This window comes from Clostridium prolinivorans (genome assembly GCF_004011155.1).
GTDB lineage: Bacteria > Bacillota > Clostridia > Clostridiales > Clostridiaceae > Clostridium_AT > Clostridium_AT prolinivorans.
Genome location: NZ_RJWG01000013.1, coordinates 23,939 through 48,961, shown reverse-complemented (window position 1 = coordinate 48,961; position 25,023 = coordinate 23,939). Strand labels below are relative to the sequence as shown.

The following is a 25,023-nucleotide window of genomic DNA, read 5'->3' as shown; positions in this document are numbered from 1 at the left end:
GAAGATGCTTTAAGAAAAACTGCATAAAAATTTGAGTTTTTGTGTCTACTATATTGACATAAATCCAGTAGGCGCTGTGGACTCAATTGTGGACATAGTTGGAACTGCAATATGTATTGACTACATAAATCCTGATAAAATAGTTTCATCCCCTGTAAACACAGGAAGGGGATTTGTAAAATGCCAGCACGGTATAATGCCCGTTCCGGCACCTGCAACTCTTAACATACTTAAGGACGTTCCAATATATGCCGATGAAAGGGAAATGGAGCTCACAACCCCAACGGGGGCAGCTGTTATTAAAACCCTTGCGTCGGAGTTTAGGAAATTCCCTGAATTAAAGGTTAAAAAAGCAGGCTATGGATGTGGAAAGAGGAACACGGAAAAGCCAAATGTACTAAGGGTTATCCTGGGCGAAACAGATAGTCAGGAAAACTGCATACTTGAGGCAACAATAGACGATATGAACCCACAGATATATGGATATCTTATGGACAAGCTCTTTGAAGAGGGAGCCAAGGACGTATATTTTACTCCCGTTTACATGAAAAAGAACAGGCCTGGAATAGTTATAACCGTAACTGCTCCTGTGATTCTTGAGGATAGGATTAAAGAAGTTCTTTTCAGAGAAACAACAACAATAGGCATTAGAAAGTTAAACATAGAAAGGACAGAACTTCAAAGGGAGTTTAAAAAGGTAGGTACAGAGTTTGGAGAAATAAGCTTCAAGGTTTCAAAGTATAAGGACAGGGTTGTAAATGTAACACCTGAGTATGAGGATGTAAAAAAGGCGGCAGAAAGAGCGAACCTTCCTCTGAAGGAAATTTATGGAGCCATAAGCAGACATATAGGAGAGTTTTATAATAGATAAGTAAAAATACATAGGAGACGTATGTCTGAGCTTAAAAAGAGGCAGGCCTCAAACCATTCTATATGTTTGATAACAAAGCCCCGATAAGGTTTATCTGGTTTTGTGAGGCTGCCCTCCTATAACGGGGAGAACAGCCTCACTTGGAAGTGAAAAACATGCATATTCAAGCTCCACAACCAGCATAGTTCCTAAATATCCTGTTTAACGGTTCAAGAATTCTGGTCATAATTATATTTGGCAGCTCTATGGTAATCAATCTCCAATTTTATTTATATCTCGTTTTACAAACACAAGCTTGTAAAGCTGTACAAGTACCAGTGGTATTAATGGCAGTCCATATACATAGGCATATTGATTTCCAGTAAGCGGCACAACCTCAAAGATTCCCCTTAGGGGCTCAAGGGTTAATACAGCAGTTACAAGGAGATATCCAATTATTATAGCAAACCACAGGTATTTATTTGAGAAAACCCCTATTTTAAAAACCGATTCCCTGGATCTTGAGTTTATGCCGTGTACAAGCCTTGTAAGTCCCAGGGTTGCAAAGGCCATAGTGCTTGCAACGGCTGGGCTTCCCGTAGAAAGTCCAAGGTGGAATGCTACTATGGTGCTTATTGCAATTAAAATTCCCTCCAGGATAACCTCAATACCAAACTCCCTTGTGAATATGGGAGTGTTTATGTCCCTTGGCTTTTCATTCATTATATTTTCGTTGTGAGGCTCAAGCCCTATTGCAATTGCCGGAAGGCTGTCTGTAATAAGGTTTATAAAGAGCAGGTGAACCGGTGCAAAGGGCACTGGAAGGGCTAAAAGCGAGGCATATAAAACCGATAAAATTCCTGCTGTGTTACCCGAGAGCAAAAATTTTATTGAATTTTTAATGTTTTCATATATGCTTCTCCCATTGGAAATCGCCTTAACTATGGTTGAGAAATTATCATCCGTAAGAATCATTGATGCTGCATCCTTTGCAACCTCTGTTCCCGTAATTCCCATGGCTATTCCAATATCAGCCTGTTTAAGGGCAGGTGCATCGTTAACTCCATCTCCCGTCATGGCAACCACATTACCCTTGTTCTGCCATGCCCTGACTATTCTAATTTTATGCTCAGGTGAAACCCTGGCATACACGGAGATTTTTTCAACCCTTTCCATAAGCTCCTCATCACTTATGTTTTCAAGTTCATGGCCTTCCATGGCCTCAGATTCGTCCTTTAAAATTCCTATCTGCTTCGCTATTGCCGATGCTGTTATCTTATGGTCTCCAGTTATCATAACGGGTTTTATACCGGCATTGATACAACTTCTAACTGCCTCAGCAGACTCCGCTCTTGGTGGATCCATCATGGCAATTAATCCTACAAAGGTTAAATCCCTTTCGTCATCTACTCCTATTTCCTGTCCCTCTTGAATTTCCTTATAGGCAAAGGCTAAAACCCTGAGACCATTCCTTGAAAAATCTTTATTTACCCTTTCTACATCTTCTCTGTATTCCTCTGTAAAACTCTGTATACCTGAGGAGTTTTCATAATACTTCGATCTTGAAATGAGAACATCCGGTGCTCCCTTTGTTATCATAACCATCTTTCCATCCACTTTATGAACCGTACTCATTAACTTTCTATCTGAATCAAAGGGAATTTCTCCATATCTTTTATATTCATTCCTTATCTTTAGTTCATCAAGTCCATATATTTCTCCCAAATTAACAAGGGCAATTTCGGTTGGATCACCAATTTCCTTTTTTTCCACGGTTACTGCATCGTTACAAAGCAGTGCCATAAGCACAAGCCTCTTTTCAAGAACCTTATCGTGATTCAAATCATCATGGTCAAGGATCTTTCCATCCACATAAACCCTTTGTACAGTCATCTTGTTTTGCGTAAGTGTACCTGTTTTATCAGAGCATATTACCGATATTCCTCCAAGGCTTTCAACTGCATGGAGCTTTCTTATTATGGCGTTTTCCCTGGCCATTTTTTGAGTCCCAAGTGCAAGAACAATGGTCACTATGGAGCTTAAGGCCTCAGGTACTGCAGCCACCGCCAGGGATACAGCAAACATGAGAGATTCAATTATTGCCTGTCCCCTGACAACGTTAAGACCAAATATGAAAATAGATATTGCTATTATTACAAAGGCCAGCTTTTTCCCGAAGTTACCAAGATTTGTCTGAAGGGGAGTCTTCTTTTCCTTGGCAGAATCAAGGAGGTTTGCTATCTTACCTATTTCAGTATCCATCCCGATAGCGGTAACTACGGCAGTTCCTCTTCCATAGGTGACAAAGCTTCCTGAGAAAACCATGTTCCTTCTGTCACCAAGGGCAACGTTGTCCCCCTCAATAACCTCTGTTGTTTTCAAAACCCCTTCAGATTCCCCTGTAAGTGAGCTCTCATTTACTTGAAGACTTGCGGATTCAATGATTCTACCATCTGCACTTACATAGTCTCCTGCATCAAGATAGAGAATATCTCCAACCATCAATTCCCTTGAGGGTATCTCAAGCCTTTTACCATCCCTTAGAACCTTTGCAACTGGTGAAGATAGTGCCTTAAGGCTTTTTAAGGATTGCTCAGCCTTAATGTGCTGAACTGTTCCAAGAACAGCATTTATTATGACCACTGCTAAAATTACAAGGGTGCTCTCAAACTTTCCAAGAAAGGCAGAAATAAGTGCCGATCCCAAAAGTATAAGTACGAGAAAATCCTTAAACTGCTCAAAGAATACCTGAATTGCACTCTTTTGTTCTCCCTCCGTCAATTCATTATATCCATATTTACTTCTTCGTTCCTCCACATCAGAATTGCTTAAACCCTTTTCGGTAACTTTAAGCTCCCTTAAAACTTCCTCCACACTGCTTTTATAAAACTCCTTCAATTTTATATCTCCCTTCTTTTGTTTATAAAAAAAATAAGACCTTTAATATAATTCCCATAAGTAAACTATATTAAAAGTCTCGTAACCAAAACATTGGTATACAGTGCCAGATTATTAAAATAATCGTAGTGTTGACACCGTATTTGTAACTACTCCCTTTTAATTTAATAAGAAAATATTCATTTGTATTAAGATTATATTATGAGAATATCAAGTTGTCAACAGATATCAATATTCTCCCAGAGATTTCGCATCTAATTTCCTATAAAGAAAAAAGCTTTACTGGAAATTAGATGCGAAATCTCTGTATATTCAACATTTTATTTGTGACATTTTTCTGCATAATTCATTATTATTATTTTAAGATAAATTTTTACATAATATTCTATTAATTTTTTCTTTATTCAATTACAACTTCTATCTCCGTCCCATCAAGCAAACTCACTATTATCTTTTCTCCATCAAATACTGTCATTTTCTCTATTATTCTAAAATACATATCAACATCAAACTCATCTACTATCTTTGCATCCTTTAAAATTCCCATAAACTGCTTTGCCCTATATCTTACCAACACATTCTCACTATTAAGTTCTTTCTTCCACCTTTCTATAAAATGTTCCTTATTTTCCACCATAGCATTAAAGGTATTTACAAAAGCTTGATATAAAACCTTGTCATCTATATGCTTATTCTCACAGCTCTTTTTTCCCTTTACTTCATATTTTTTATTGCATCTCCAAACAACCCTTCTTAACCTTTCATCAGTAGAATTCCACACCTTTCTTCCAAAGGCACTGCCGCAGTGTCCACAGATAACTCTTCCTGCAAAAGGATTATCAACTGTTGCATAATCAAGCTTACTAATGTTATATTTTTCTGCAAATGCTCTTCTTCTCTCCATTTCAAGCTGTACTGCAGTATGCATTTCTTTATCTATAATTGCAGGATGGCTTTCTTCTACATAATACATTGGAACTTCTCCATTATTTACTGCTCTTTTTTTGGTTAAAAAATCAACGGTATAAGTCTTCTGAAGAAGTGCATCTCCCTTATATTTTTCATTACTTAAAATCTTTCTTATACTGCTTTCATACCACTTAGGTTTCCCATTCCAGTTAGGAACACCTTCTTCTTCAAGTTCTCTTGCAATTCTATTTGGACCTTTGCCATCAAGGTAATCTTTATAAATTCTCCTCACAATTTTAGCCTGTTTTTCATTTATAACAAGGTTTCCTTCTTCATCTTTATCATAGCCTAAGAATTTTGTGTGGTTTATATGAAGCTTTCCCTGTTCAAACCTTCTCCTTATGCCCCATGTAGAATTTTCACTTATACTTCTTGACTCATCTTGGGCTAGAGAGCTGAGGATAGTAAGCAAAACTTCTCCTTTAGAATCTAAAGTGTTGATGTTTTCCTTCTCGAATATTACTCCAATGCCTAATTCTTTAAGCTGTCTTACGTAGTTTAATGTATCAAGTGTATTTCTTGCAAACCTTGATATAGACTTAGTTATTATCATATCTATTTTTCCTGCTCTGCAATCCTCAATCATTTTATTGAACTGTTCTCTCTTTTTAGTGTTTGTCCCTGAAATCCCCTCATCTGCATAAATTCCTCCGAATTCATAATCTGGATGATTTGTTATATAAGATGTATAATAAGCTACCTGTGCTTCATAGCTTGATAACTGTTCTAATTGGTCTGTTGATACTCTGCAATAGGCTGCCATTCTCTTTTTCTGCGGCTGTATCTGCTCTGCCAGATTGCTCCTGTTTGCTCTTGCAGGTATAACTGTAATATTTCTTGCCATCCTTAACTTCCTCCCTTACAATTATTGGTTCTTTTATATTAAGCCTGCTTACAACCTCATCATCAATTGATGTTCCACTGCAGGCATCTTTTCCATTTTTAATATAGTTACTGCATTGCCATACAATCTTTCTGCAATTTAATTTGCTGTTCCAAGTTCTTCTCCTTAGAGTAGAGCCGCATTTACTGCAGAAAAGCATTCCTGTTAATGGATATCTGTTTGTATATTTTTTTGTATCTCCTGCTTTATTTCCCTTTGCTTTTGCTCTTTTTGCAATTTCTATCTGAACCTGCTCCCACATTTCCCTTGAAACTATGGGAGAGTGATTATCTTCAATATAATAGCTGTCAATTACGCCTTCATTTCTTACGCTTACTTTTCTCAAATGGTCTGGTGTGTAATACTTTTGAAGTATGGCATCTCCCTTGTATTTTTCATTTTTAAGGATATTTAAAATTGTACTTTCCTGCCATCTGCCGCCTGCAACAGTGGGCACTTTATCTTCATTCAATTCTTTGGCTATAGTAAATGTTCCTTTACCTTTTAAGTAGTCTTCAAATATTCTTCTAACTATTTCTGCTTCTTTTGGGTTTATTACTAAATCGCCGTATTCATCCTTGTCGTAACCTAAAAATCTTGTGGTATTTATAATCAGCTCTCCTCGTTCAAACTTCTTCTTTACCCTCCACTTTAAGTTGTCACTGATATTTTTGCTTTCTTCCTGTGCAAAAGAAGAGAGGACGGTTAGCATAAGCTCACCATCCCCTGATAAAGTTTTGATATTTTCTTTCTCAAATATTATTTCTACACCAATGTCTTTTAGTTCTCTTACTACTTGAAGCATTATCGCTGTATTTCTTGCAAATCTTGAGATAGATTTAGTAATGATTAAATCAATTTTTCCTTCTCTTGCAAGATTAAGCATTCTTTGAAACTCTGGTCTGTTATCTGTAGTGCCGGTAATTCCTCTATCAGCAAACACACCTGCATATTCGTAATCAGGATTATTTGAAATCAGATTTTCATAATACTGGATTTGATTTTCTAAAGATTCCCCCTGAGCATCGCTGCCGGTTGAAACCCTTGCATAGGCACTAACCCTTTTCTTTTTGTTTTCCTGCTTTTTTACAGGTTCAATAATCCTAACACGCATTTTATTTCCTCCCTTCTATCAATTTGGTACTACTATACATCACTCTAAAGGTGATAGAAGTCAAGCTTAATAAAAGAAAAACCGCTACTTTAATTAACGGCTACTTATTAAATATCATAATTACAGCATCAAAGCCTGCTGCCTTTAATTTCTTCACTTGATTTTCAGCATTTTCTCTTACCTTATAAGAACCTGCCATTACTCTATAAAGAGTTTCTCCACTTGCAGATTGTATTGGTGCTGAGGCTTCGATATAATCCACTCCTATTTGAGCTAATATTGCTTTTGCTAAAGCCTTTATTATTTCATTTGTCTTTGAATCAAATAAATTATTATCCCCTGTATTATCAATAAAGCCTATCTCAACAAGCACTGCTGGAGCTTTTGTTTCTCTTAGCACATGATAGTTAGCCTCTTTAACTCCTCTATCTGTAAAACCTAAGGCTACAAGTGCTGTTTGTATCCTTTGTGCTAAACTTTTAGATTTTGTTCCTGGATTTAAATACGTATAGGTTTCAACTCCTCTAGCTTTTTCCGGCTGATAAGCATTTCTATGAAAGGATATAAAATAATCATAGGTATTTCTATTTTCAAATTTACTTCTATTATTAAGGCTTACTGTAGCATCGGTCGTTCTTGTTTCATCAACTGTAACTCCATGCCTTCTTACCTCTGCTGCTACAGCTCTGCCTATGCTTAAAACATCATTGCTTTCCTTTCTGCCATTATAAGTTGCTCCTGGATCTTCTCCACCATGTCCATAGTCAAAACATAATCTAGCCATTAATCTCATCCTCCTTATTTAACTGCTTTAAAACATCCTTTAGTTTCTCTGGTATTGGTAAGCCTATCTTAGCAGAGTTCTCTATAATGCTTATTCCTTCATTGGAAACGTAGAAAAAAATAACAGCAGTACGAATCGCACTACCGTTCTTAATCAAATGAACATCTATTATGTTTCCTATGCCTACCATTACAAAAATTAAAACCTTTTTAAATATCCCCCTAAATCCAACCTCACTTGATAGCTTTCTCTCTAGCACTGCTACCATGAGGCCTGTTACATAATCAATGACAACAAAGGTAATCAGTGCATACATAAAGCCATCAACTCCTCCTAAAAACCAACCAATATAGCCGCCAATGGCAGCAAATACTGCTTGAATAAAATTAATTGAATTTTTCACTGTAAATCCCTCCACTCTAATAAAAATCTTCTCCATAGTTTATTAAATCTACCTCAAACATATATTGAACTTTCATTGTATTTGCCTCAGTTTTCTCAACAGGCTGTGCAAGCTTGGTATGTGCTCCAATAGGTCTGCTTGTTAAAAGGGCTTGGATACATAATTGAACATAGTTGTTATAAGCATAAGTGTATCTGCTTATCCATCTGTCAGTACCAAGAATATTATGATAATAATAATTACCATAACCATTTGGAAAACTAAAATACATTTTATAGGCTTCCAGTAAATTCCCTTGAGGAGTTATAACTTGATAAAAGCTTGTACCCCCTTGAGTGCTTGTATAATAAAGATATATTCTATTGGCGCTTCTATAAAAATTATAAACATAGCATCTTCTCTCAATATTTCCACTATCCATACCCTTATTTCCAAACCAAGTGCTATTACCAATCTTAGGTTTAATATTCATATCCTGAACCTTGTTTCCTGCGGCATCTACTCTAATCCATCTGTTTGTATAAACAGTTTCATTAAATTGGCTGTCTGTTCTTGAGGTGTATCCAATAATATCAATGCAACCATCAAGATAAATTCCATCACTAGAAACTGTTCTATATGTGAAAGGTACGTTATATGCTGTATCCTTAAAACTTTGGCTCATATTTATATCAACATAGCTTAATTGAACTCCTACTTTTGTCCACTTATATATTCTCATATAGCTTTCACTGCTAATGCTGTAAAGGTAATACCCAATAAAAATAAGTTCTCCATCTGGCTGAATATATGGGCATACATGAGAAAGTCCATCGTATTTTCTTACTGCATGACTACTGTCAATGTTTAGTGCATTTCCTTCTGAATTTAATAGTTTAACCACCTTATCCCAAAACACAACATCATTTGTATTTATATCAAATGGAATCATAAGCCATTGTCCTTTTAAGCTGTCTGGAAATTGAATATAGCTTGACTGTGTTATGTTTGTATCCCTTGAATCTGCTAATATCCATCCCTTTGTTGGACTTGTAAATTTTATAGTTCTTGCATAAGAAAATAAAGTATTCACTGCCCAATACCTTTTAGGATTTGTAGTATTATATACAGCATAATCTGAATCTGCTGTTTCCCTTCCATAGATTGCGGTTCCCGCATAAAAATAATCCTTATTATCAGGGTCACCCTCTGCCCAGTAAATACTTTCAATTTTACCGTTTGCCGCATGGGTTGGAAAGTCAAATACAAAATTCATCTTTATTTTAGAATCTGTAACTTCAAATTTTGATTCTGCTCTATTTATAGTTCCACGCCTTGTATCATTTCCAGAGTAAGTATTATTTCTATGGGCAAACCCTATAATATTTCCCATAACCCTTTGCTCATTAACATTTTCCGGCTTATCATTATCAGTTAAGTATAAGTATTCAAACCAGCTGTAATTATCACATCTTCTTGTATTTCCTGCACCCATAATACCTTGAACAAAATGTCCTAAAAATGTATCTTTAAAATATAAATCCGGTATTAAGTTTTCTGTGTATGCCTCTCTTATTTTCTCCTTAGTTTCTGCATTAAAAAGTTCTAATAAAACCTTTCCTTTAATGCCCCTCTGTCTTTTACTCTTTTTACTTTCAGAAATCTCACCTGTAAGCAAATCTTTATTGTAAGCAATACTTTCGTAAGGCTGTCCCTCAATAAACATATCATCACCCCTCAGTTGTAAAGAATTTTCATCTTCCTTAATTTACACACATCATTTAATGTAGGTTTTTCTAAAATATAAGCAAACCTCAGTTTCCTATTTTGAGCAATCATTGTATTTAAAGCTGCATAATCTAAACTTGTAAGTATTGTAGGATTTATCCCATTTACAAGAAATGCAGCAGAATCTATAATATCAATACTTTCAAAGCTTGATGTATTGATATTATAGGTAAGCCAGCTTAATCCCGAATCAACACTTAAAGCTATTCTAATTCTGCCATTGGTTGTAACATCATTTAAATTTGAATCTTTCTTAGTGTACTGAACAATTGCTTCAAGTTTATTTATGCTTTTCCCATCATGTATGTTAAAATCATAGTTTTGAATAATTACCTTTGGCTTACTTGTTACTGTCTTTTCAATAAAGAATCTATTGCTATTTTTATTTGCCTTAACATCTGGATTATCAGTATAGATATAAAGAGCAGGTGAAGTGCCTGAAAGTCCTGCCATGGAAGCAGGAAGAGTATCAACGCCGTAGGTTTTAAACATTTCTTCTGTAAGAGGTAAATCTCCAATTTTAACCCATGTACTACCTTGATAGTTTTTCACTCCTTCATTATCCACCATAAGAAATTTTGTTATACATGGAATATATGAACCTTCCTGCACTATGTAATTTTTACCCAGTGGGTCTGATGGAGTGAAAATATATGATTTTCCCGCTGTTAATGCCAATGATTGAGTGCCTACATTTGGATTTACAAAACTATTTGTGCCGTTATTAGGTATCTTCTCAACAACAAGCCTTATTACTCCAGTTTCAAAAATAGAAAGTTCCCAAATAAGGTCATTGCTGCCCCAGTTGCTATAGGAACTGTTTCCTTCAAACCTTATTCTGAAAAGCTTTGTGCTGTATTCTACTTCACTGGCATAATAAAGGTTATTATAGCTGGCATCTCTTCTGTTAATACAAAGATGTTCTGATGCTCCCCCAAAGCCTACCCAGGTATTACCGCTTGTGTAAAGCTGTCTTATGGCTAAACCATTGTAATTAAAGTTAAAACCAATGTCAGGAAGAGTTACTGTACTATCATCATTTCTTGTACCATAAAGTGTCATTCCTGCATTTCCTTTTGGAAGGGACATTTGATTTATAACTGGCATTATCCTCTCCCCCTAACCTTGCTTAAGATATGCATTTATTGCAATCAAATCCTTATAAAGTGTTGTATCCCGCACATTTGCAGCATAAATTACGCCATTTCCTAAGTCCTCAATATATCCGCCTTCTCTTTTTAAAATGGGCTCCTTTATTGTTACCCTATTATAAAAGTCATAGGTTCCATCTTTGTTTTTATCGTAGTCAGAACTAAACTCAACCCAATCGGCGTCAAAAGCATAGCTGCTTGATTTACTGTTATTAAACTCTTCTATAATTCCCATTACATTTAAGGTTAACTTTGGGTTTCCATGAGATATAGCAGCAATATTAAATCTTGTATTGAAATTCTCAAGACTATAGCTATCTACTCCACTCACATTGTTGTCTAAATAATACTTAAAACTGTGTCCTGTATTAAAACTGTATGTTCCAATCTTGATATTGAACAAATTATAAAGGAAAGTATAAACAATCTCTGCCCTTGGTATACTTGCACTTAGTCCACCCTCTAAGTCTCTTCCCTCAATACTTACCTGCAGATTATTCTTTTCAATTGTAAATGTTCCATTTGAAACCTTCATCTCTACCATAAAAGTATGGTCTCCTGCCGTTACCTGTGGCATTGGAAGGGGCAATCCTATAACATTATCTCCTGATGCTAACTTTTGAATTGGCTTAAAATCGTAGTATTTTCCATCTAAGGAAAACAGAATTGTTAATGTGCAGTCTGCACTAGCTTTCCCTGTCATGGTGATATTACAATTTAAGTTTGTATCTGCTTTTGTTGTTATTCCTATAATCATTGCTGGATAGCTGCTAGTGCTGATTGTTATAGTATCGCTGTTTTTCTTGATTATTACACTGCTTAAAGTACCGCTTATTGCACTGTTTATTTCCTCTAAAAGCTTACTGGTATCCAGCTTTTCAATAATTGTGTTTAAAGGATCACCAAGCTCTATCTTTGTATTTATAGGATTTATAAGGTCTGTCTTTTTCTTTATAACTCTAAGGTCTGTTGTTACAGCTATCTTTTCATTTCTCACCTTTACAAAATCACCAACACAAACCTTAGTAAGATGACTATAGTTTTTATACTCTTCTGTTTTACTAAGTTCCATAAAATCTATTGTTATAAATACCTTTGGACTTGCAGCCTTTTCAGCATATTCTTCTGCCATTGCTCTAAGGCTTTCTACATCCTTACACTCCTTAAACTCTACCCTTTTGGTTATGGGATAGGGAAGTAATTTTGCTCTTTCTCCCTCGACTTCTATATATCTTTCTGGCAGCAATAAATTATTTGCTCCTACTGCATATATTCTTGTAGCAAGTTCACTGGTATCCTCTATAACCTTCATTCCTTTTATGTTTTTGCCGTATTTTATTAAGATTCCGTTATTTTCACCAATAGACTCTTTTATCTCTATATTGAAGTTATCTCTAAAAAGTTCTCCACCATAAATTTCAATAAGTCTAAAAATAGCATCTACTGCATTAACCTCTTTAACAGCAAAAGGTGCTATATTTTCTTCCAATGCCTTAAATAAAAATAACCCTTGAAGTTCCGGCGGTATGCTTGCTTCAAGAGCTTCTTTCATATTTGCATTAAGCACCTTTGCTGATTCTATAAAATAAAAAGCAAGATCATAGAATATATGTCTTGCCCATACCTTAACTTTACTTATTTTATCCTGTGTTCTCTCTACTTTATATATTCTAAAAAGCTGTCCATCAGCTTTAATAATATTGAGTTCCTCTAAATACTGTGCTTTTTTAGATACAACTGGATATTCAATATCTAAACTATAATCTCCATTTAACTCTTCATTTATCTCAGCCATAAGGCATTCATCTAAAACAGCAAGCCCATTATTGTCAAAGTTTCCTCTAGTTGTCTTCTTATCATATACATAGATCATTATAACCACCGCCAATTTGGAACTAATTCTATTTTAGTAACACTTCCAGTCCACTCAAATTTATTCGAGCCTGTTTTTAAAGTTATGAAATCACCATTTACATTGTTGTTTAAGTTATCTCCTGCATCATTATAGGCATCTTGCAAAACTGAATCTAATATGATTTTTCCTGTTATATCATTTAAATTAACAATGGTTTCGTTAACTTTAAGGCTTATCTTCCCAGAACCATAGACTGATATTATTGGTTCACTTTTAAGAGTACCTGGATTTATTATTGAAGCTCCATTTTCAGTAATAGTAAATATGTTATTTTGCACAGCATATTTAAAGGGTCTGCAATTAAATATTATTGGAAAAATAGATGTATATTTGAATACTTGCTTAAAATCTATAGCATTAACTACTTGTGCTTTATATTTTTTATCATCTTGAAATGAAAATATTAAATCACTTTCTCCTGCTCCAAATAGCCATGCTTTTATGTTATCTAGCTTTTCAGCTATGTTATTACCTTTAATACTGCATTCAACTGCAATTGTTATATCTTCATAAGTTCCTTCATCATATTTTAAATTTGAATCCCTTCCTGGAATATCGATATAAGATACTCTTCTTTTAGGTGATGGCAGAGATGGTCTTTTAGAAATAATAATGCCATAATCACTATAACTATTTTTTCCACCAAAATTAAAACTAAGCATTAAGCACCACCCCTTCCCATTGAAACTCTCTGCCTGTAAAATTCAAGCTCATAGGCAAGCTGCTCTATATCCTTATCTGAATTATTAATGAAATTTTCTATATGAAGTGTTAATCCGCTTCCACTTCCTCCTTTTGCTTTTTCAATTGCCCTTGCCATAAGCTCATCTAACCTATCTATAGGAAGTACAGCTTCAGTTCCTGCTTCACCGACACCGATTATACTAGGTCTGTTAAAAATCCCTCCCTTTGCATACCAATCTACACCTAGATGAGGTACACTTGGAGGCTTTAAGCTGAATTCACCTTTAATACTGAAGTGTGGCAGTTTTATATGTGGAAATTTTATATCTAATCTATCAAAGAAACCTTTTATTTTATCTAACTGTTCCTTAACAAAATTCACTGCTGCATTAATTGGTGTCATTATTGCAGATTTAATATTATTCCATATATTGATTGTAACTGATAAAATACTGCTCCATACATTAGATACAGTATTTTTAATGCCATTAACGGCATTTGTAAAAAGGCTTGATACGCCGCTCCACATATTTGAAAAGAAACTTGATATAGAATTCCAAATAGATGTGGTGGTATTCTTTATTCCATTCCATACTGTACTTAAAACAGACTGTATGATATTCCAAACAGTACTTGTCACTGATTTTATGGTGTTCCAAGCTGTGGTCAAAGTAGAAACTATGGAATTTATTATTGGTGTAATAAAATTCACTATTCCGTTCCATACTGTATTTATTACAGAAGAAACTGCATTGAATACTGTGGATGTGGCAGCTTTTATGTTATTCCATGCAGTAGTAATTGTATTCCCTATTGCTTGAATAATGGAGTTTAGAAAGCTGACTATACCATTCCAAACTGTACTTATAACCCCAGAGATTGCATTCCACACAGTTGTTGTTATCGTCTGAATAAGCTGCCAAGCAACGCTAATAACGGCTGTAACTATATTTATATAGGTTTGAACAATAGATGATATAATAGTCCAAGCACTGATAAAGATAGCTTTTATCGCTTCCCATAGGAAAGCAAAACACGTCTTTACACCTTCCCATATTGTTTTAATAACATTTGCTATACCTTCAACTATTGGAATTACCACAGCTTTTATTGACTCCCAAGTAGAAACAATAACTCCTTTTACAGCTGTTACTGAGCTTTCAATAACACTCTTCATACCTTCCCAAATCGCACCAGCAGTTGACTTTATAGTATCCCAGTTTTTATATAGCAAAACTCCAACAGCAACAAGTCCAGCAATAACAGCAATAGCAATTCCAACTGGACCAGTTAATGCAGCAAAAGCACTACCTAATACTGCAGATGGACCGCCTGCTGCAGCCATAGCCCCTGATATACTTCCAATTACAGTAGATAAAGTCCCTGCTATGCTGATTACTTTACCTATTATTCCTATAATAGGTCCAACTGCTGCAACAACTAAACCTATTTTCACAATCATCTCCTGCTGCTCTTTAGATAAGCCTTGAAATTTATCCATTAAAGGTTTTACTATTCCTATTAGTTTTTCAAGTATAGGAATTAAAAGCTGTCCGAACTGAATACCAAGCTGCTCTGCCTGTTCTTTCATGACCCTGATTTTATTTGTAGGTGAATCCATGGTTCTTGCAAGATCGCCTTGTGCATTTTTCGTAGATTCCATAATAACCCCATATCTTGCCATTACCTTCTGCTGTTCTGTTAAAGCTTCACCTTGTTTTGCAATGCCGTGAGTGTAAGCATAGGTTTTTATTGTATTATCATTAACCAAAATACCCAATGATTTAAGAGGCTCTGCTTCTCCACTTATACCAGACTTTAATTTTTCAAAGGCTTCCTCTGGCTTAAGGTTGTAAAATGAAGCCATATCATAGGAAAGTTGTGTTAAGCCTTCTGACATCTTAAGTGATTCTTGTGCTGTAAGCCCCATACTGGTAAGCATTGAATTATAGGTTGCTACATTTTTTCTAACATTATATGCATTAAGCCCAAGAGCCTTTGAAGTTTCTTCTGACCACTTCCTCGCATCTCCAGCCATAGAACCCATAGCTACCTCAAAGAGATTCTCTGATTCTACAGCATCCATAGCCATTTTAGTTGCAGCAGTTCCTATTCCAACTAGAGGAAGTGTTACAGCAGTTGAAAGCTTACTTCCAACTGAGGACATCTTCTCTCCTACAGATTTCATCTTTTCTCCTGCACTATTCATGCTTTGAGAAAGCTTATACCAAGCCGAGCTTTTTTCCTTGAGTTCTCTTGTTGCTTCTTTCAGCTCATTCTCCATTTTATTTAGTTCTGCAGTAGCATAATTAAGCTTAATTTTAAGATTTTCAGTAGCTTTTGCATCTTCGCCCTTTGTTTCTACACTCTTTTGGTATGCTTTTTCTAATGCTGAAATTTTATCCTTCTGAAGTTCTATCTGTTTATTTAAAGTATCTGCTTTCAGCCTTAGACCTTCTTCAGATTTACCAAAGTCACCAAGCTTAGAAGAAGCTGCTGCAAATTCACTTTGAACAACCTTTAGACTTCTTTGTATTTTGGCAACACCTTCCTGAAAGCCTCTATCATCAAGACCTACTCTTGCAACAACTGTATTTGCATCTCTTGCCATCATCTCACCTCCCTGTTAGAAAATAATGTTGTCTATATAATCAAGTTCCTCTTCTTCCTCTATTCCGTTTACTCTTTTGTATACATTAAAAAGAGCTTGTAACTTCTTAGGTGTACTTTTCCAAAACTGCTCTTCTGTCATTTTTAAAAGATTTGTTCCCAAATAGAAAAGCCACTCCCAATCCCAGCCCTCTTGATTGGTGTGGCTTTCTATTCCCCCAGGTTTTCAGTTATCTCTGGCATAGCCATATTCAAAGCTTCATTAATAGCTATGCCTAATCTCTCCATATCATTTAATGTAAGCATTTTGCCTACTTCTTTAAGAGTAACACTTTCATCCTCGGCTTTAATTGCTGAATATATAAGTGCCCTAATTGCTTTAATCTTTCTGTTCTGTAAATCTTCAAAGGCTTGGTTAATATCACCATACACCTCTTCTAACTCACAGAAGGTGTTCATATCGAATTTGAGTTCATATTCTTTGTTTCCTATGGTAATTTTAATACCTTTATTTTTAAGTTCTGATGCTTTCAAAGTTATCCCTCCGATCTATTTTAAGCAAGAAAAAAACAGGGTGCAAAATTCCCTGTTAAGTTATCAATATAAGATTATTATTGGCATTACCAATTATTTAGCAATGTATTTGAAATTTCTTTAAATCTTTCATCAGATATACCAAGTTTCTTCTTAAATTTTTCATCTTCTATTCTTGTGACAATTATCTTATCAGGAGATATTTTCTTAATAGTATTTTTTATCATCTGAATTGATTCTTCATCATCGTTATAACCTTTAATTATAGTTATTTCTAATATAAATTTACCATTGTATTGTTTATTAAAGGAAACCATGTTTGAAATATATTCTTCTAACGTATACCCTTCAATCGGTCTTTGGATTTTTTGAAAATCCTCTTCTTTTATTACTTTTATCTCTCCAATAACCTCATCACATTTATCAGCAATTTTCATATATTCATCTCTACCCAGTAAATATCCATTAGAAAGCAGTCTTACAGGTAAACCTTTATCTTTAATTAGATCAATAATATCGCCAATTTTATCATTGATTAAGGCTTCTCCTTTTGAGTTAATAAAGACTAATTCTGCTTTTGTATTTTCAATAATGATTTCCAGTTCTTTTAATGAACTATCCATTTCATCAAATGACTTTTGGGTATCTACCTTATTTTGTGACCTTCCAATAGGACAAAATATACAATCAAAGTTGCAATGCTTTTCCGGAAGTATATTAACTTCCAACACTCTTTTTCCATCTTCAACATAAATATCTTTATAAGTGAAGCCACCCATTATCTTGCCCTCCTCAAATTAATCTATTGCAATTTCTCTATTATTAATATCAAGAATTGAAATCATACAAGTACCATCCAAATTATCCTGTACTGCTTTTGCTAAATCTTTTAAACTATTCTCAAAATCTTTTATTCTTTTTTCATCAATTAATTCGATGCACAAAAAAGCATTCTTTGTATTTTCAGTGAGCATTGTTCTTACTGATTCCCGCCAATTCCAACACCTGCAAATTGCTCCTTCATTATCTTTATATACTATCTCACCTTCATATGGAGGTTCACTTTTATCCGTTCCTAATGTAATAAAATTTTCATTACCAACAGCCTTAGTCAATCTAATATCACCAACAAATGTATCAATATCCTCACCACCACATGGTAATGCATATCTTAATGAAATAGAATTATAAATATTAACTAGTGGATTAATAGTCTCTAAATGGTTTCCATTATACACTCTCTTTAGTAAAGCCTCAATAGATGACCTTGCACCCTTCTTCGTCTTGAATTTTTTAAAAGCTTCTCTCCATACTTTTATAACTTCATTGCTACTAAATTCTTCATTCTTTAAATATTTTAGTGCTTCCTTTTCAGCCTCTAAAAGCATTTTTTTATATTTTTCTTCATTCTTTATTGAATTATCTATATCATTACAAATAACAATTCCTATCTTAGTATTAGGAAATATACTCCAAAATTCATCTTCAATAACAAACTTTTTCATTTAAATCCTCCATCATATTGAAATCATACTACTAAAACGTAACACACTTATAATCTTTTGGCAAAACTCTACTTATTTTAATTATTTTGAACTACGTAAGTTATTAGTCTATTGATATTAATTTTAGACCAACTATCCCAAAAGCTATAAATAAAATACAAATGATACGCATGAAATTAATCGGTTCTTTAAATAAAATAATACCTAAGACTACACTACCAATAGTTCCTATACCTGTCCAAATTGCGTATGCATTGCCTAGTGGTAAGCTCTTTAAAGATAATGATAAAAAATAGATACTTGCAATCATTCCTATAACAGTTAATATGCTAGGTAGTGTTTTTGTAAATCCATGTGAATACTTCAACCCCATTACCCAACCTACTTCGAAAAAACCTGCTACAACTAAATAAATCCACTCCATAAATTCTACCTCCCTAAAATCGGTAATTATAATAGTACATCAGTATCTCATGGATTATTTTTAAAAAAATAAAGACAAAAAAGCCATGAGAAATATTATTGAAATATCTCCCAGGCTTTTATCCTTCCGTGTACACAGTTACCTGTGCGTTTTCTCTTGGACCAGCCAGCTATAACTGCGGAACCCTAGAAAACTAAACTGTATAAATCTTTTTTAATTCAATCTATAAGTCATGACTTATAAATTCAGTTTAGCACAGTAGTAGCTTTAAGTCAACTTCATATTTTTTATTTGAACCCGTAAAATGATACTTATACAGCCAATATTAACGATTTAAGCACGAAAATTTATTAGATAGAAGTTCTCTAAGCTCTTATTGTACCATTATAAAAAATTCATTTAGTCGATATAAGTTTCAAATTGCAATTACAGTTTTCTTAAAATCTACAACTACATATTAACTGCATGATTAATTATATCTAGCATTTACTCACATTTAAATTAGCTTCATTTAATAATTATGGGGTCATCACCGGCTCCTCAGGAACAGCAGTAAACCACCCGCTAATAATTGTTGCATCAACACCTTCAGTATCTTCATCACAAATAAATCTGTAGTTTCCATCAAAATCCCTTGAGTAAAATTTTCCTTTAAGCTTTGCACTCTGTGCCTTTGGCTTTTCTGCTTCAGTATCATATTCATCTGTGGCAAGTTCAAACTTTCCTTTTAAAAGCCATACATATCTGTATTTTCCGTTGTTCTTCTTTGATTTAAAACCAAGTGCTATAGTTGGAGGCATATCATCCTTATTTTCCACTAATACACCCTTTACAACCTTTGCTCCCTGCAGTTTTGCTCTGCTTGCAAGTGATAACTGATTAACTTCAATTTCAACATCCACCCCTTCAAAAGCAGTTATTATATCTTCCACTGTATCATCAGAATAAATATTTTCTGAATTTGATTTTGGAGAAAGTTTAGCACTTATTGCCCTTTCTAATTTTTCCGGAGTGCTGTAAGTAACACCAGTACTGTCATCCTTTGTTAAAATAGCTATATGAATATCTCTAAGCCCTATCTGTCTTGCCATACTTATTCACCTTCCTCTAAATAATAAAATTTAAGACCTTTATGATAGATTTTTGTATCTTCTTCATAAAGGTCTATTTCATTTAATCTTTTGAACCCTGCTTTAAGCAAAAGTTCTTTTATATTTTTAACTATATTTGTGTAATCAGCCTTTGACCACACATCCACTTGGATATAATGTGCTGTTAAAGCTTCCTCGTCATCTTCATACTCTTCACCTGCTGCCAAATACTCATGAAAAGTAATATAAGTTTCTGATTTTCCACTGTACTTTTGAAACGCTACTGGAATCTTAAGAGGTTTCAATGTATCCATAATCAACTTATTTATCATTCCTCAAGTCCCCTTTGCAGTTCTTCCTTTATAATATTATTTATCTCTCTTTTATTCTCAAGGACAGAGTTCTCTGCCCAATGCTGTGCAGGAATTTTACTTGTACCAAATTCAGTAAATTTTGAATAAAAGAACTCTGAATTATCTCCTTTATTAGGACCTATCTCAATAAAATCTACGCCGTTTTCTTTTTCAATATCCGAAACCTTTATATTATCTGCCATATGTCTTTTTGTCTTGTTTGACCTTGGAGCATTTTTTTCCATGCTAGTTTTCACTAAATTCCCTGCTTTATCAAGTGCTCTTTTCTTTATTACATCTCCTCTTGCACCCAGCTTGTTTACTCTGTCTATAAGCTCCTGCATTCCTTCAAGTTCTATTCTAGCCACTTACTTCAACCTCCAAAGCCTTAATTTCAATGAATTTATTCTTATATTTGATGTTATCAATAGAAGTTATATTATACTGTTTTCCTCTAAAAATAATCCTCATTGCAGTGTCAATTTCATCTGTGTACCTTATAGTAAATTTCACAGTGTTCTCAGCTTGAACTGCTGCGGCTTCAAAATATTCTCTGCCATGAAGATTTTCAGTTTTTGCCCATAGCTCTTTAAAATCTGCCCAAGTTTCAGTTTCAAAGCCATTATCATCTGTTTGGGTTATATTTTTCTGCAATTTTATTCTATGTCTTAATTCTTCTGCCTTCATACTGGAATCACCCTGTTCATTGAAAGAAGAGCATTTCTTGCTTCCTCTAACTTTGTTTTTTCCTCTGGTCTGTAATCATCATACAAAAGCTTCATTTGAAGAATAATTGCCCACTTTATTGCTTCAGGCACTTTATCTCCACTATCTCCATAGCCTGCAATTAATCTTACTCTTACTGCATTTACTGACTGAAGTTCTACTGTAGGCCAATGCTTTCCTCTATTTAAAACAACTCTATTTACAAAGCCATCTAAATCAAAAATATAATTGCTCTCATCAAATAAATACTCCTGCCTGTTTACATCATAATATTTTATGCTTTCTACCTTTTGCACCGGAGAGCAATTATTAAAAACTATTGCATTTCCTTGCGGAAAGCTGTCAAGCACTAATTCCAAAGTCTGGGTTATATATTTTCTGTTTTGATAATTTTCACAATACTCTCTTGCCTGCTTTATAAGGCTCATAATTAGAATATCATCATCATTTCCATCAACTCTCAAATGATTTTTTGCTTCCTCTAAAGTTATGGGTTCAACTGATGGAGGAATTATCACTTTTATTGCCATGTTTTATCACCCCAAAAGAAAAGGAGCACTAAGGCTCCTTGATTTAACTGCTGTATCTGCTGTCTATAATAACATCTGCACTTGCAAAATTAGCTGCTTGAGAACTTGCCCCGATTTTAATTCCGATACAAGTAAATCCTTCATTTATATCAAGCTTTGCAGGATCTATTTGAAAAACAATCTGCTTATTTCCTGCTGTTTCTTCTACTGTATATCCTGCTCCATCTGTTTTTAATAAAGTATCTGCAGTCGTATTCTCATTTGCCCATACTGGTACACTGCTGATTAATGCCTTTGAATCTGTTCCTTGTGTATCTTTTGCCTGATATATGGATATTTGTGTTTCATGAGCTGCTGCTTGAGTAAGATTTACAATTACTACAGCATTTACTGCATTTTTTAAATTTACATATCTGCTTTCTATACCTTCATTTGTTGTCTTTGGTGAAATGATCTGTATTACTTTATATTTTTCAATAAACATAATTTTTACCTCCTACCTATCTGCTAAAGTTACAAAAGGACTTAGTGGATTTGCACCCTTGTAAGGCATAATTGGCTTATTCTTATACGGCATTCCATTAAATTTATAGATGAATCTGAATACCTGCTCATCATATAAAAATCTTACATGGATAGAAACATCAGAAGTTAAACTTTTTTTATCTATTCCAATGTACTGTGTTGGATCTGCTAAAATAATATCTCCTTTTTTACCAAGAGGGGAGCACTGCTCTATTGGAATAATTGGTCTATTAAGTAAGGTACTGTACTGTGAAGTTGCAGCTCCACCAGAAGGCATAAACACAGGTGCTCCACCAGTTCCAATATTAAGAGCCATAGTGTAAAGCTGTGGTTCTATCTCTTGGTTTATATACCATACAGCATTTGCTCTAAGTCTTGCAGGCATACTGCTCCACATTTTAAGTATATTTTCATACTTAATAGTTCCTGCTGCTTGGTCTTTTTCTTTAGGTACAGTAACTAATGCATCAGAATTTAATATTCCAAGAGGCATTCCTACACCCGTACCATTAATTATTGCATCATCTATTTTAAAACTCATTTCATCAGCATAAGCCTGTCTTACTATAGCCTCTAAAGCTGTATTATCCTGAAGAAGATCATCAGTTACATAGCAAAGTGCTAAAAGTTTTTGAAGGGACATTTCAATTTCCCTGAACTTTGGCTTGCTCTGAGCTGCAGTTTCAGCTTCAGCTACCCAGTAAGCCTGAACACCTCCCCATCTTGAGCCATTGGCTCTGCTGTTTTCATCAATTCCAAGTGCTCTAAGTCTATTGGTATTAGCACCTATTGGAATCATTCTTATTCTGTTTGCCACCTGACTTTGTGCCATCATGGATTCAAATAAGTCATTTATAAACTCATTTTCTAGTAAAAATCCTCCTTCTGAAGCTATGCTTTCATTAAGTCCTGTTGCTGAGTTCTGGTAAGTTAATCTGTTGTCCATCCTTCCACCTGGAGATGAAGCCTTTGCAACGGCACTTAAAAATTCTCCCATGCACTTCCACTTCTTTTCATTGTGATTCTTTGGCTGAGCATATATTGGTTCATTCACTGGTGTTTGTGCCTGTTTTTCTCTTTCTACATTTATTGCATCAATTTCTTTTTGTGCTTCAATCTTGGCTTTTAAAGCCTTAATTTCAGAAAGTTTTGCATTTATTTCATCAGCTGTAGCCTCCTCTTTATTTATAAGGTTTTTAGATTCTGTTTCTAAATTTGATAACTGAGCTAATAATTCTTTCATTTTTTCTGACATATACATTACCTTCCTTTCAAAATAATAAAAGCCCTAAAGTTCACACTCTAAGGCAAGTTTTGCTTTTAATAATTTTATTTTTTCTTCATCTTTATAGGTTTCTTTAAACCTTTGATTATACTGTTTTATAAAATCTCTAGTTCTGGTATTAACACTATTTTGAATAGCAAATCTGCTGAACATAAAAGAATTTTCCACTGATTCTTCTTTATTTTGTGTATAAAGCATTCCATCTACAAAGCCTTCAGCTAGTGCTTTCTTAGCACTCATCCATGTTTCTTCATCCATCATCTGTGATATTTTTACTCTTGATTTTTTAGTCTTAAGCTGATAAGCATTGATTATGGTTTCCTTTACTTCATCCAGCACATCAGCACCATGTCTTAAGTCTTTAGCCTCACCTTGGAAGTTTCCCCAAGGGTTATGAATCATTAGAATTGAAGTTGGAGACATTAGAATTTCATCTCCTGCCATGGCTATAACTGAAGCTGCTGAAATTGCTACACCATCTATTTTTACTTTTACCTTTCCCTTATGCTCCTTAAGTGCTGTATAGATTCTTGAAGCTGCATAAACATCTCCTCCATAGGAATTAATCCAAACATTTATATCTTTACCTTTGTACTGAGCAAGCTCTGCTATAAATCCCTTTGGAGTAACATTTTCTATACCAAATAGCATGGACCAAAAGTCATCATCCATAGCAATGTCACCATCAATTCTAAGTTCTATCTCCTCCTCATTTTCTTCATTATTTTTAAAATTCCAAAATGCCATCTTATCACTTCCCTTCACTTATTAAATTAAATACTTCTTCTCTTAAAGCCTTAAGCTGATCTTGCTGTTTCCCTGCTTCACTCATGTTGAGAGGCTCAAGATATCGGTCACCGTTCTCTACAGGATTCATATTTTCAAGCCTTCTAATATCATTAACAGAAAGCCATCCCCACTGTCTTCCCTGTGCATAAGCTTCATATCTTGATTTAATATCTCCACGAAGAAGTCCGCTTATATTGAATTCAAAGTATCTGTTCTTTCTTCTTGATTCCTTTGATAAAAGCTGAAGATTTAAATTTTCTTCCCATTTTTTAAACCACGGCAGCATAGTGTAAACAATAAACTCTAAGCTCTGATGTTCAATATTGTTATTTGTGGATCTTGTTAAATCCTGCACCAGATGAAGTGGTACTCTGAAAATTCTGCACACATCTTCAATTCTGAATCTCTTGGATTCTAAAAACTGTGCATCTGTAAGCTTCATGGTTATTTCCTTAAACTGACCGCCGCCTTCAAGAATCATTGGAACACCTGCATTAGAAAGTCCTGTATAATTCTTTTTTATATCCTTTTTAAGCCTTTGAAATGCTTCATCTGAAAGCTCGTTAGGATACTGAAAAATACCGCTGGTTGAAGCCCTGTTATGATAAAAATTTCTTTCAAAGGTGTCCTGAGATAATCCAATATCAATAGTAAGTGCCGCATAACTAAGAGGTGTTATTCCTATATACCCGTCTAAAGTAAGTCCCGGAATATGAAATATTTCATCTCTTGTTTTAGGTTCTTGCTTTCCATCAATATAATAAAGAAGTCTTCCTGTAGATTTATCTATATCAATTCTTACTCTGTCCCATGATATAGGTCTAAGCTCTAAAAGCTCTCCATGAATATTAAAAACCTTTTGTGCTATAAAGTTTCCGCCAAGATTTATATTTGTCATTCCAAACTCTTTAAACTGCACTGGTGTCATTTCTGCATTTGGTGCATAATGAAGTACACCATATTCAGCAGTATCTGTAACCTGCCTTCTGTTTCCTTTATCATCTTTTTCATAAAGCATTATAGGACAGCTTGCCAAGGTTTCAGAAAGGACTCTATTGCAGGCAAAAACTGCAGAAAAACTCATAGCGGCTGCTGTATCTATTTTAAAATTATCTTTTACAACTTCTTCACCATTTAAAAAATCCTCCGAATATTTCTGAAGGACTTCAAACAAGGCATTCTGCGGTGTTAAAAATAACTTTACTCTATTTTTTAGTTTCAAAGCACCACCTC

The 25,023-nt window shown here is 34.5% G+C and carries 25 protein-coding genes and 1 riboswitch; of the genes, 1 reads left to right on the top strand and 24 read right to left on the bottom strand.

Annotated elements, in window-relative coordinates; translation table 11 throughout:
• The first annotated feature begins 31 nt into the window (after nucleotides 1-31).
• On the top strand, nucleotides 32-871 hold the full coding sequence (larC, locus tag EGD97_RS10045; RefSeq protein WP_265936971.1) for a nickel pincer cofactor biosynthesis protein LarC: 840 nt from the start codon (nucleotides 32-34) through the stop codon (nucleotides 869-871).
• 252 nt (nucleotides 872-1,123) lie between these two features.
• On the opposite strand, the gene EGD97_RS10040 is transcribed toward larC, so the two are convergent.
• The 24 genes from EGD97_RS10040 to EGD97_RS09930 form a co-directional block, all read right to left on the bottom strand.
• On the bottom strand, nucleotides 1,124-3,748 hold the full coding sequence (locus EGD97_RS10040) for a calcium-translocating P-type ATPase, PMCA-type (RefSeq protein WP_127837242.1): 2,625 nt from the start codon (nucleotides 3,746-3,748) through the stop codon (nucleotides 1,124-1,126).
• A 400-nt stretch (nucleotides 3,749-4,148) separates the two neighbouring features.
• On the bottom strand, nucleotides 4,149-5,480 hold the full coding sequence (locus EGD97_RS10035; protein WP_127837248.1) for a recombinase family protein: 1,332 nt from the start codon (nucleotides 5,478-5,480) through the stop codon (nucleotides 4,149-4,151).
• Entirely contained in the window at nucleotides 5,425-6,714 is a 1,290-nt protein-coding gene (locus tag EGD97_RS10030) for a recombinase family protein (RefSeq protein ID WP_127837241.1), read from the bottom strand. The genes EGD97_RS10035 and EGD97_RS10030 overlap by 56 nt, the downstream gene beginning before the upstream one ends.
• A gap of 100 nt (nucleotides 6,715-6,814) precedes the next feature.
• Entirely contained in the window at nucleotides 6,815-7,498 is a 684-nt protein-coding gene (locus EGD97_RS10025) for an N-acetylmuramoyl-L-alanine amidase (RefSeq protein ID WP_127837240.1), read from the bottom strand.
• Nucleotides 7,491-7,901 (bottom strand): phage holin family protein, encoded by a 411-nt coding sequence (locus EGD97_RS10020; protein ID WP_127837239.1) that lies wholly within the window; start codon nucleotides 7,899-7,901, stop codon nucleotides 7,491-7,493. The genes EGD97_RS10025 and EGD97_RS10020 overlap by 8 nt, the downstream gene beginning before the upstream one ends.
• 16 nt (nucleotides 7,902-7,917) lie before the next feature.
• Complete coding sequence (locus tag EGD97_RS10015; RefSeq protein ID WP_127837238.1) at nucleotides 7,918-9,606, bottom strand: hypothetical protein; 1,689 nt, start codon at nucleotides 9,604-9,606, stop codon at nucleotides 7,918-7,920.
• Nucleotides 9,607-9,617: 11 nt separating this feature from the next.
• The gene (locus tag EGD97_RS10010; protein ID WP_011838208.1) at nucleotides 9,618-10,775 is read right to left on the bottom strand and encodes a hypothetical protein; all 1,158 of its coding nucleotides are present in this window, start codon (nucleotides 10,773-10,775) and stop codon (nucleotides 9,618-9,620) included.
• A 12-nt stretch (nucleotides 10,776-10,787) separates the two neighbouring features.
• On the bottom strand, nucleotides 10,788-12,692 hold the full coding sequence (locus EGD97_RS10005; protein WP_127837237.1) for a phage tail spike protein: 1,905 nt from the start codon (nucleotides 12,690-12,692) through the stop codon (nucleotides 10,788-10,790).
• Nucleotides 12,692-13,396 (bottom strand): distal tail protein Dit, encoded by a 705-nt coding sequence (locus EGD97_RS10000; protein ID WP_127837236.1) that lies wholly within the window; start codon nucleotides 13,394-13,396, stop codon nucleotides 12,692-12,694. The genes EGD97_RS10005 and EGD97_RS10000 overlap by 1 nt, the downstream gene beginning before the upstream one ends.
• Nucleotides 13,396-16,029: a phage tail tape measure protein gene (locus EGD97_RS09995; protein ID WP_127837235.1), complete on the bottom strand. Its 2,634-nt coding sequence runs from the start codon at nucleotides 16,027-16,029 to the stop codon at nucleotides 13,396-13,398. Before EGD97_RS09995 ends, EGD97_RS10000 begins: the two co-directional genes overlap by 1 nt.
• Nucleotides 16,030-16,044: 15 nt before the next feature.
• Nucleotides 16,045-16,191: a hypothetical protein gene (locus EGD97_RS12435; RefSeq protein WP_158080470.1), complete on the bottom strand. Its 147-nt coding sequence runs from the start codon at nucleotides 16,189-16,191 to the stop codon at nucleotides 16,045-16,047.
• A 47-nt stretch (nucleotides 16,192-16,238) separates the two neighbouring features.
• Complete coding sequence (locus EGD97_RS09990; RefSeq protein ID WP_127837234.1) at nucleotides 16,239-16,562, bottom strand: tail assembly chaperone; 324 nt, start codon at nucleotides 16,560-16,562, stop codon at nucleotides 16,239-16,241.
• A gap of 86 nt (nucleotides 16,563-16,648) precedes the next feature.
• Complete coding sequence (locus EGD97_RS09985) at nucleotides 16,649-17,341, bottom strand: radical SAM protein (protein ID WP_127837233.1); 693 nt, start codon at nucleotides 17,339-17,341, stop codon at nucleotides 16,649-16,651.
• Between the two features lie 18 nt (nucleotides 17,342-17,359).
• Nucleotides 17,360-18,067: a B3/B4 domain-containing protein gene (locus EGD97_RS09980; protein WP_127837232.1), complete on the bottom strand. Its 708-nt coding sequence runs from the start codon at nucleotides 18,065-18,067 to the stop codon at nucleotides 17,360-17,362.
• A gap of 103 nt (nucleotides 18,068-18,170) precedes the next feature.
• On the bottom strand, nucleotides 18,171-18,491 hold the full coding sequence (locus EGD97_RS09975; RefSeq protein ID WP_127837231.1) for a DMT family transporter: 321 nt from the start codon (nucleotides 18,489-18,491) through the stop codon (nucleotides 18,171-18,173).
• A 105-nt stretch (nucleotides 18,492-18,596) separates the two neighbouring features.
• Nucleotides 18,597-18,691, bottom strand: a riboswitch (guanidine-I (ykkC/yxkD leader).
• A 318-nt stretch (nucleotides 18,692-19,009) separates the two neighbouring features.
• Nucleotides 19,010-19,582 carry a major tail protein gene (locus tag EGD97_RS09970; protein ID WP_127837230.1) on the bottom strand — a complete coding sequence of 191 codons (573 nt, stop codon included), beginning with the start codon at nucleotides 19,580-19,582 and terminating at the stop codon, nucleotides 19,010-19,012.
• Nucleotides 19,583-19,584: 2 nt separating this feature from the next.
• The gene (locus EGD97_RS09965; protein WP_127837229.1) at nucleotides 19,585-19,914 is read right to left on the bottom strand and encodes a hypothetical protein; all 330 of its coding nucleotides are present in this window, start codon (nucleotides 19,912-19,914) and stop codon (nucleotides 19,585-19,587) included.
• Nucleotides 19,911-20,303: an HK97-gp10 family putative phage morphogenesis protein gene (locus tag EGD97_RS09960; protein WP_011838216.1), complete on the bottom strand. Its 393-nt coding sequence runs from the start codon at nucleotides 20,301-20,303 to the stop codon at nucleotides 19,911-19,913. The genes EGD97_RS09965 and EGD97_RS09960 overlap by 4 nt, the downstream gene beginning before the upstream one ends.
• Nucleotides 20,296-20,622 (bottom strand): phage head closure protein, encoded by a 327-nt coding sequence (locus tag EGD97_RS09955; RefSeq protein WP_127837228.1) that lies wholly within the window; start codon nucleotides 20,620-20,622, stop codon nucleotides 20,296-20,298. The genes EGD97_RS09960 and EGD97_RS09955 overlap by 8 nt, the downstream gene beginning before the upstream one ends.
• Nucleotides 20,619-21,191: a head-tail connector protein gene (locus tag EGD97_RS09950; protein ID WP_127837227.1), complete on the bottom strand. Its 573-nt coding sequence runs from the start codon at nucleotides 21,189-21,191 to the stop codon at nucleotides 20,619-20,621. Before EGD97_RS09950 ends, EGD97_RS09955 begins: the two co-directional genes overlap by 4 nt.
• Nucleotides 21,192-21,234: 43 nt before the next feature.
• The gene (locus tag EGD97_RS09945; RefSeq protein ID WP_011838219.1) at nucleotides 21,235-21,675 is read right to left on the bottom strand and encodes a hypothetical protein; all 441 of its coding nucleotides are present in this window, start codon (nucleotides 21,673-21,675) and stop codon (nucleotides 21,235-21,237) included.
• Between the two features lie 12 nt (nucleotides 21,676-21,687).
• Nucleotides 21,688-22,971, bottom strand: coding sequence for a phage major capsid protein (locus EGD97_RS09940; protein ID WP_228202007.1), 1,284 nt, complete (start codon nucleotides 22,969-22,971; stop codon nucleotides 21,688-21,690).
• A 33-nt stretch (nucleotides 22,972-23,004) separates the two neighbouring features.
• Entirely contained in the window at nucleotides 23,005-23,748 is a 744-nt protein-coding gene (locus tag EGD97_RS09935; RefSeq protein ID WP_127837224.1) for a head maturation protease, ClpP-related, read from the bottom strand.
• 4 nt (nucleotides 23,749-23,752) lie between these two features.
• Nucleotides 23,753-25,012 (bottom strand): phage portal protein, encoded by a 1,260-nt coding sequence (locus tag EGD97_RS09930; protein WP_127837223.1) that lies wholly within the window; start codon nucleotides 25,010-25,012, stop codon nucleotides 23,753-23,755.
• Between the last annotated feature and the right edge of the window lie 11 nt (nucleotides 25,013-25,023).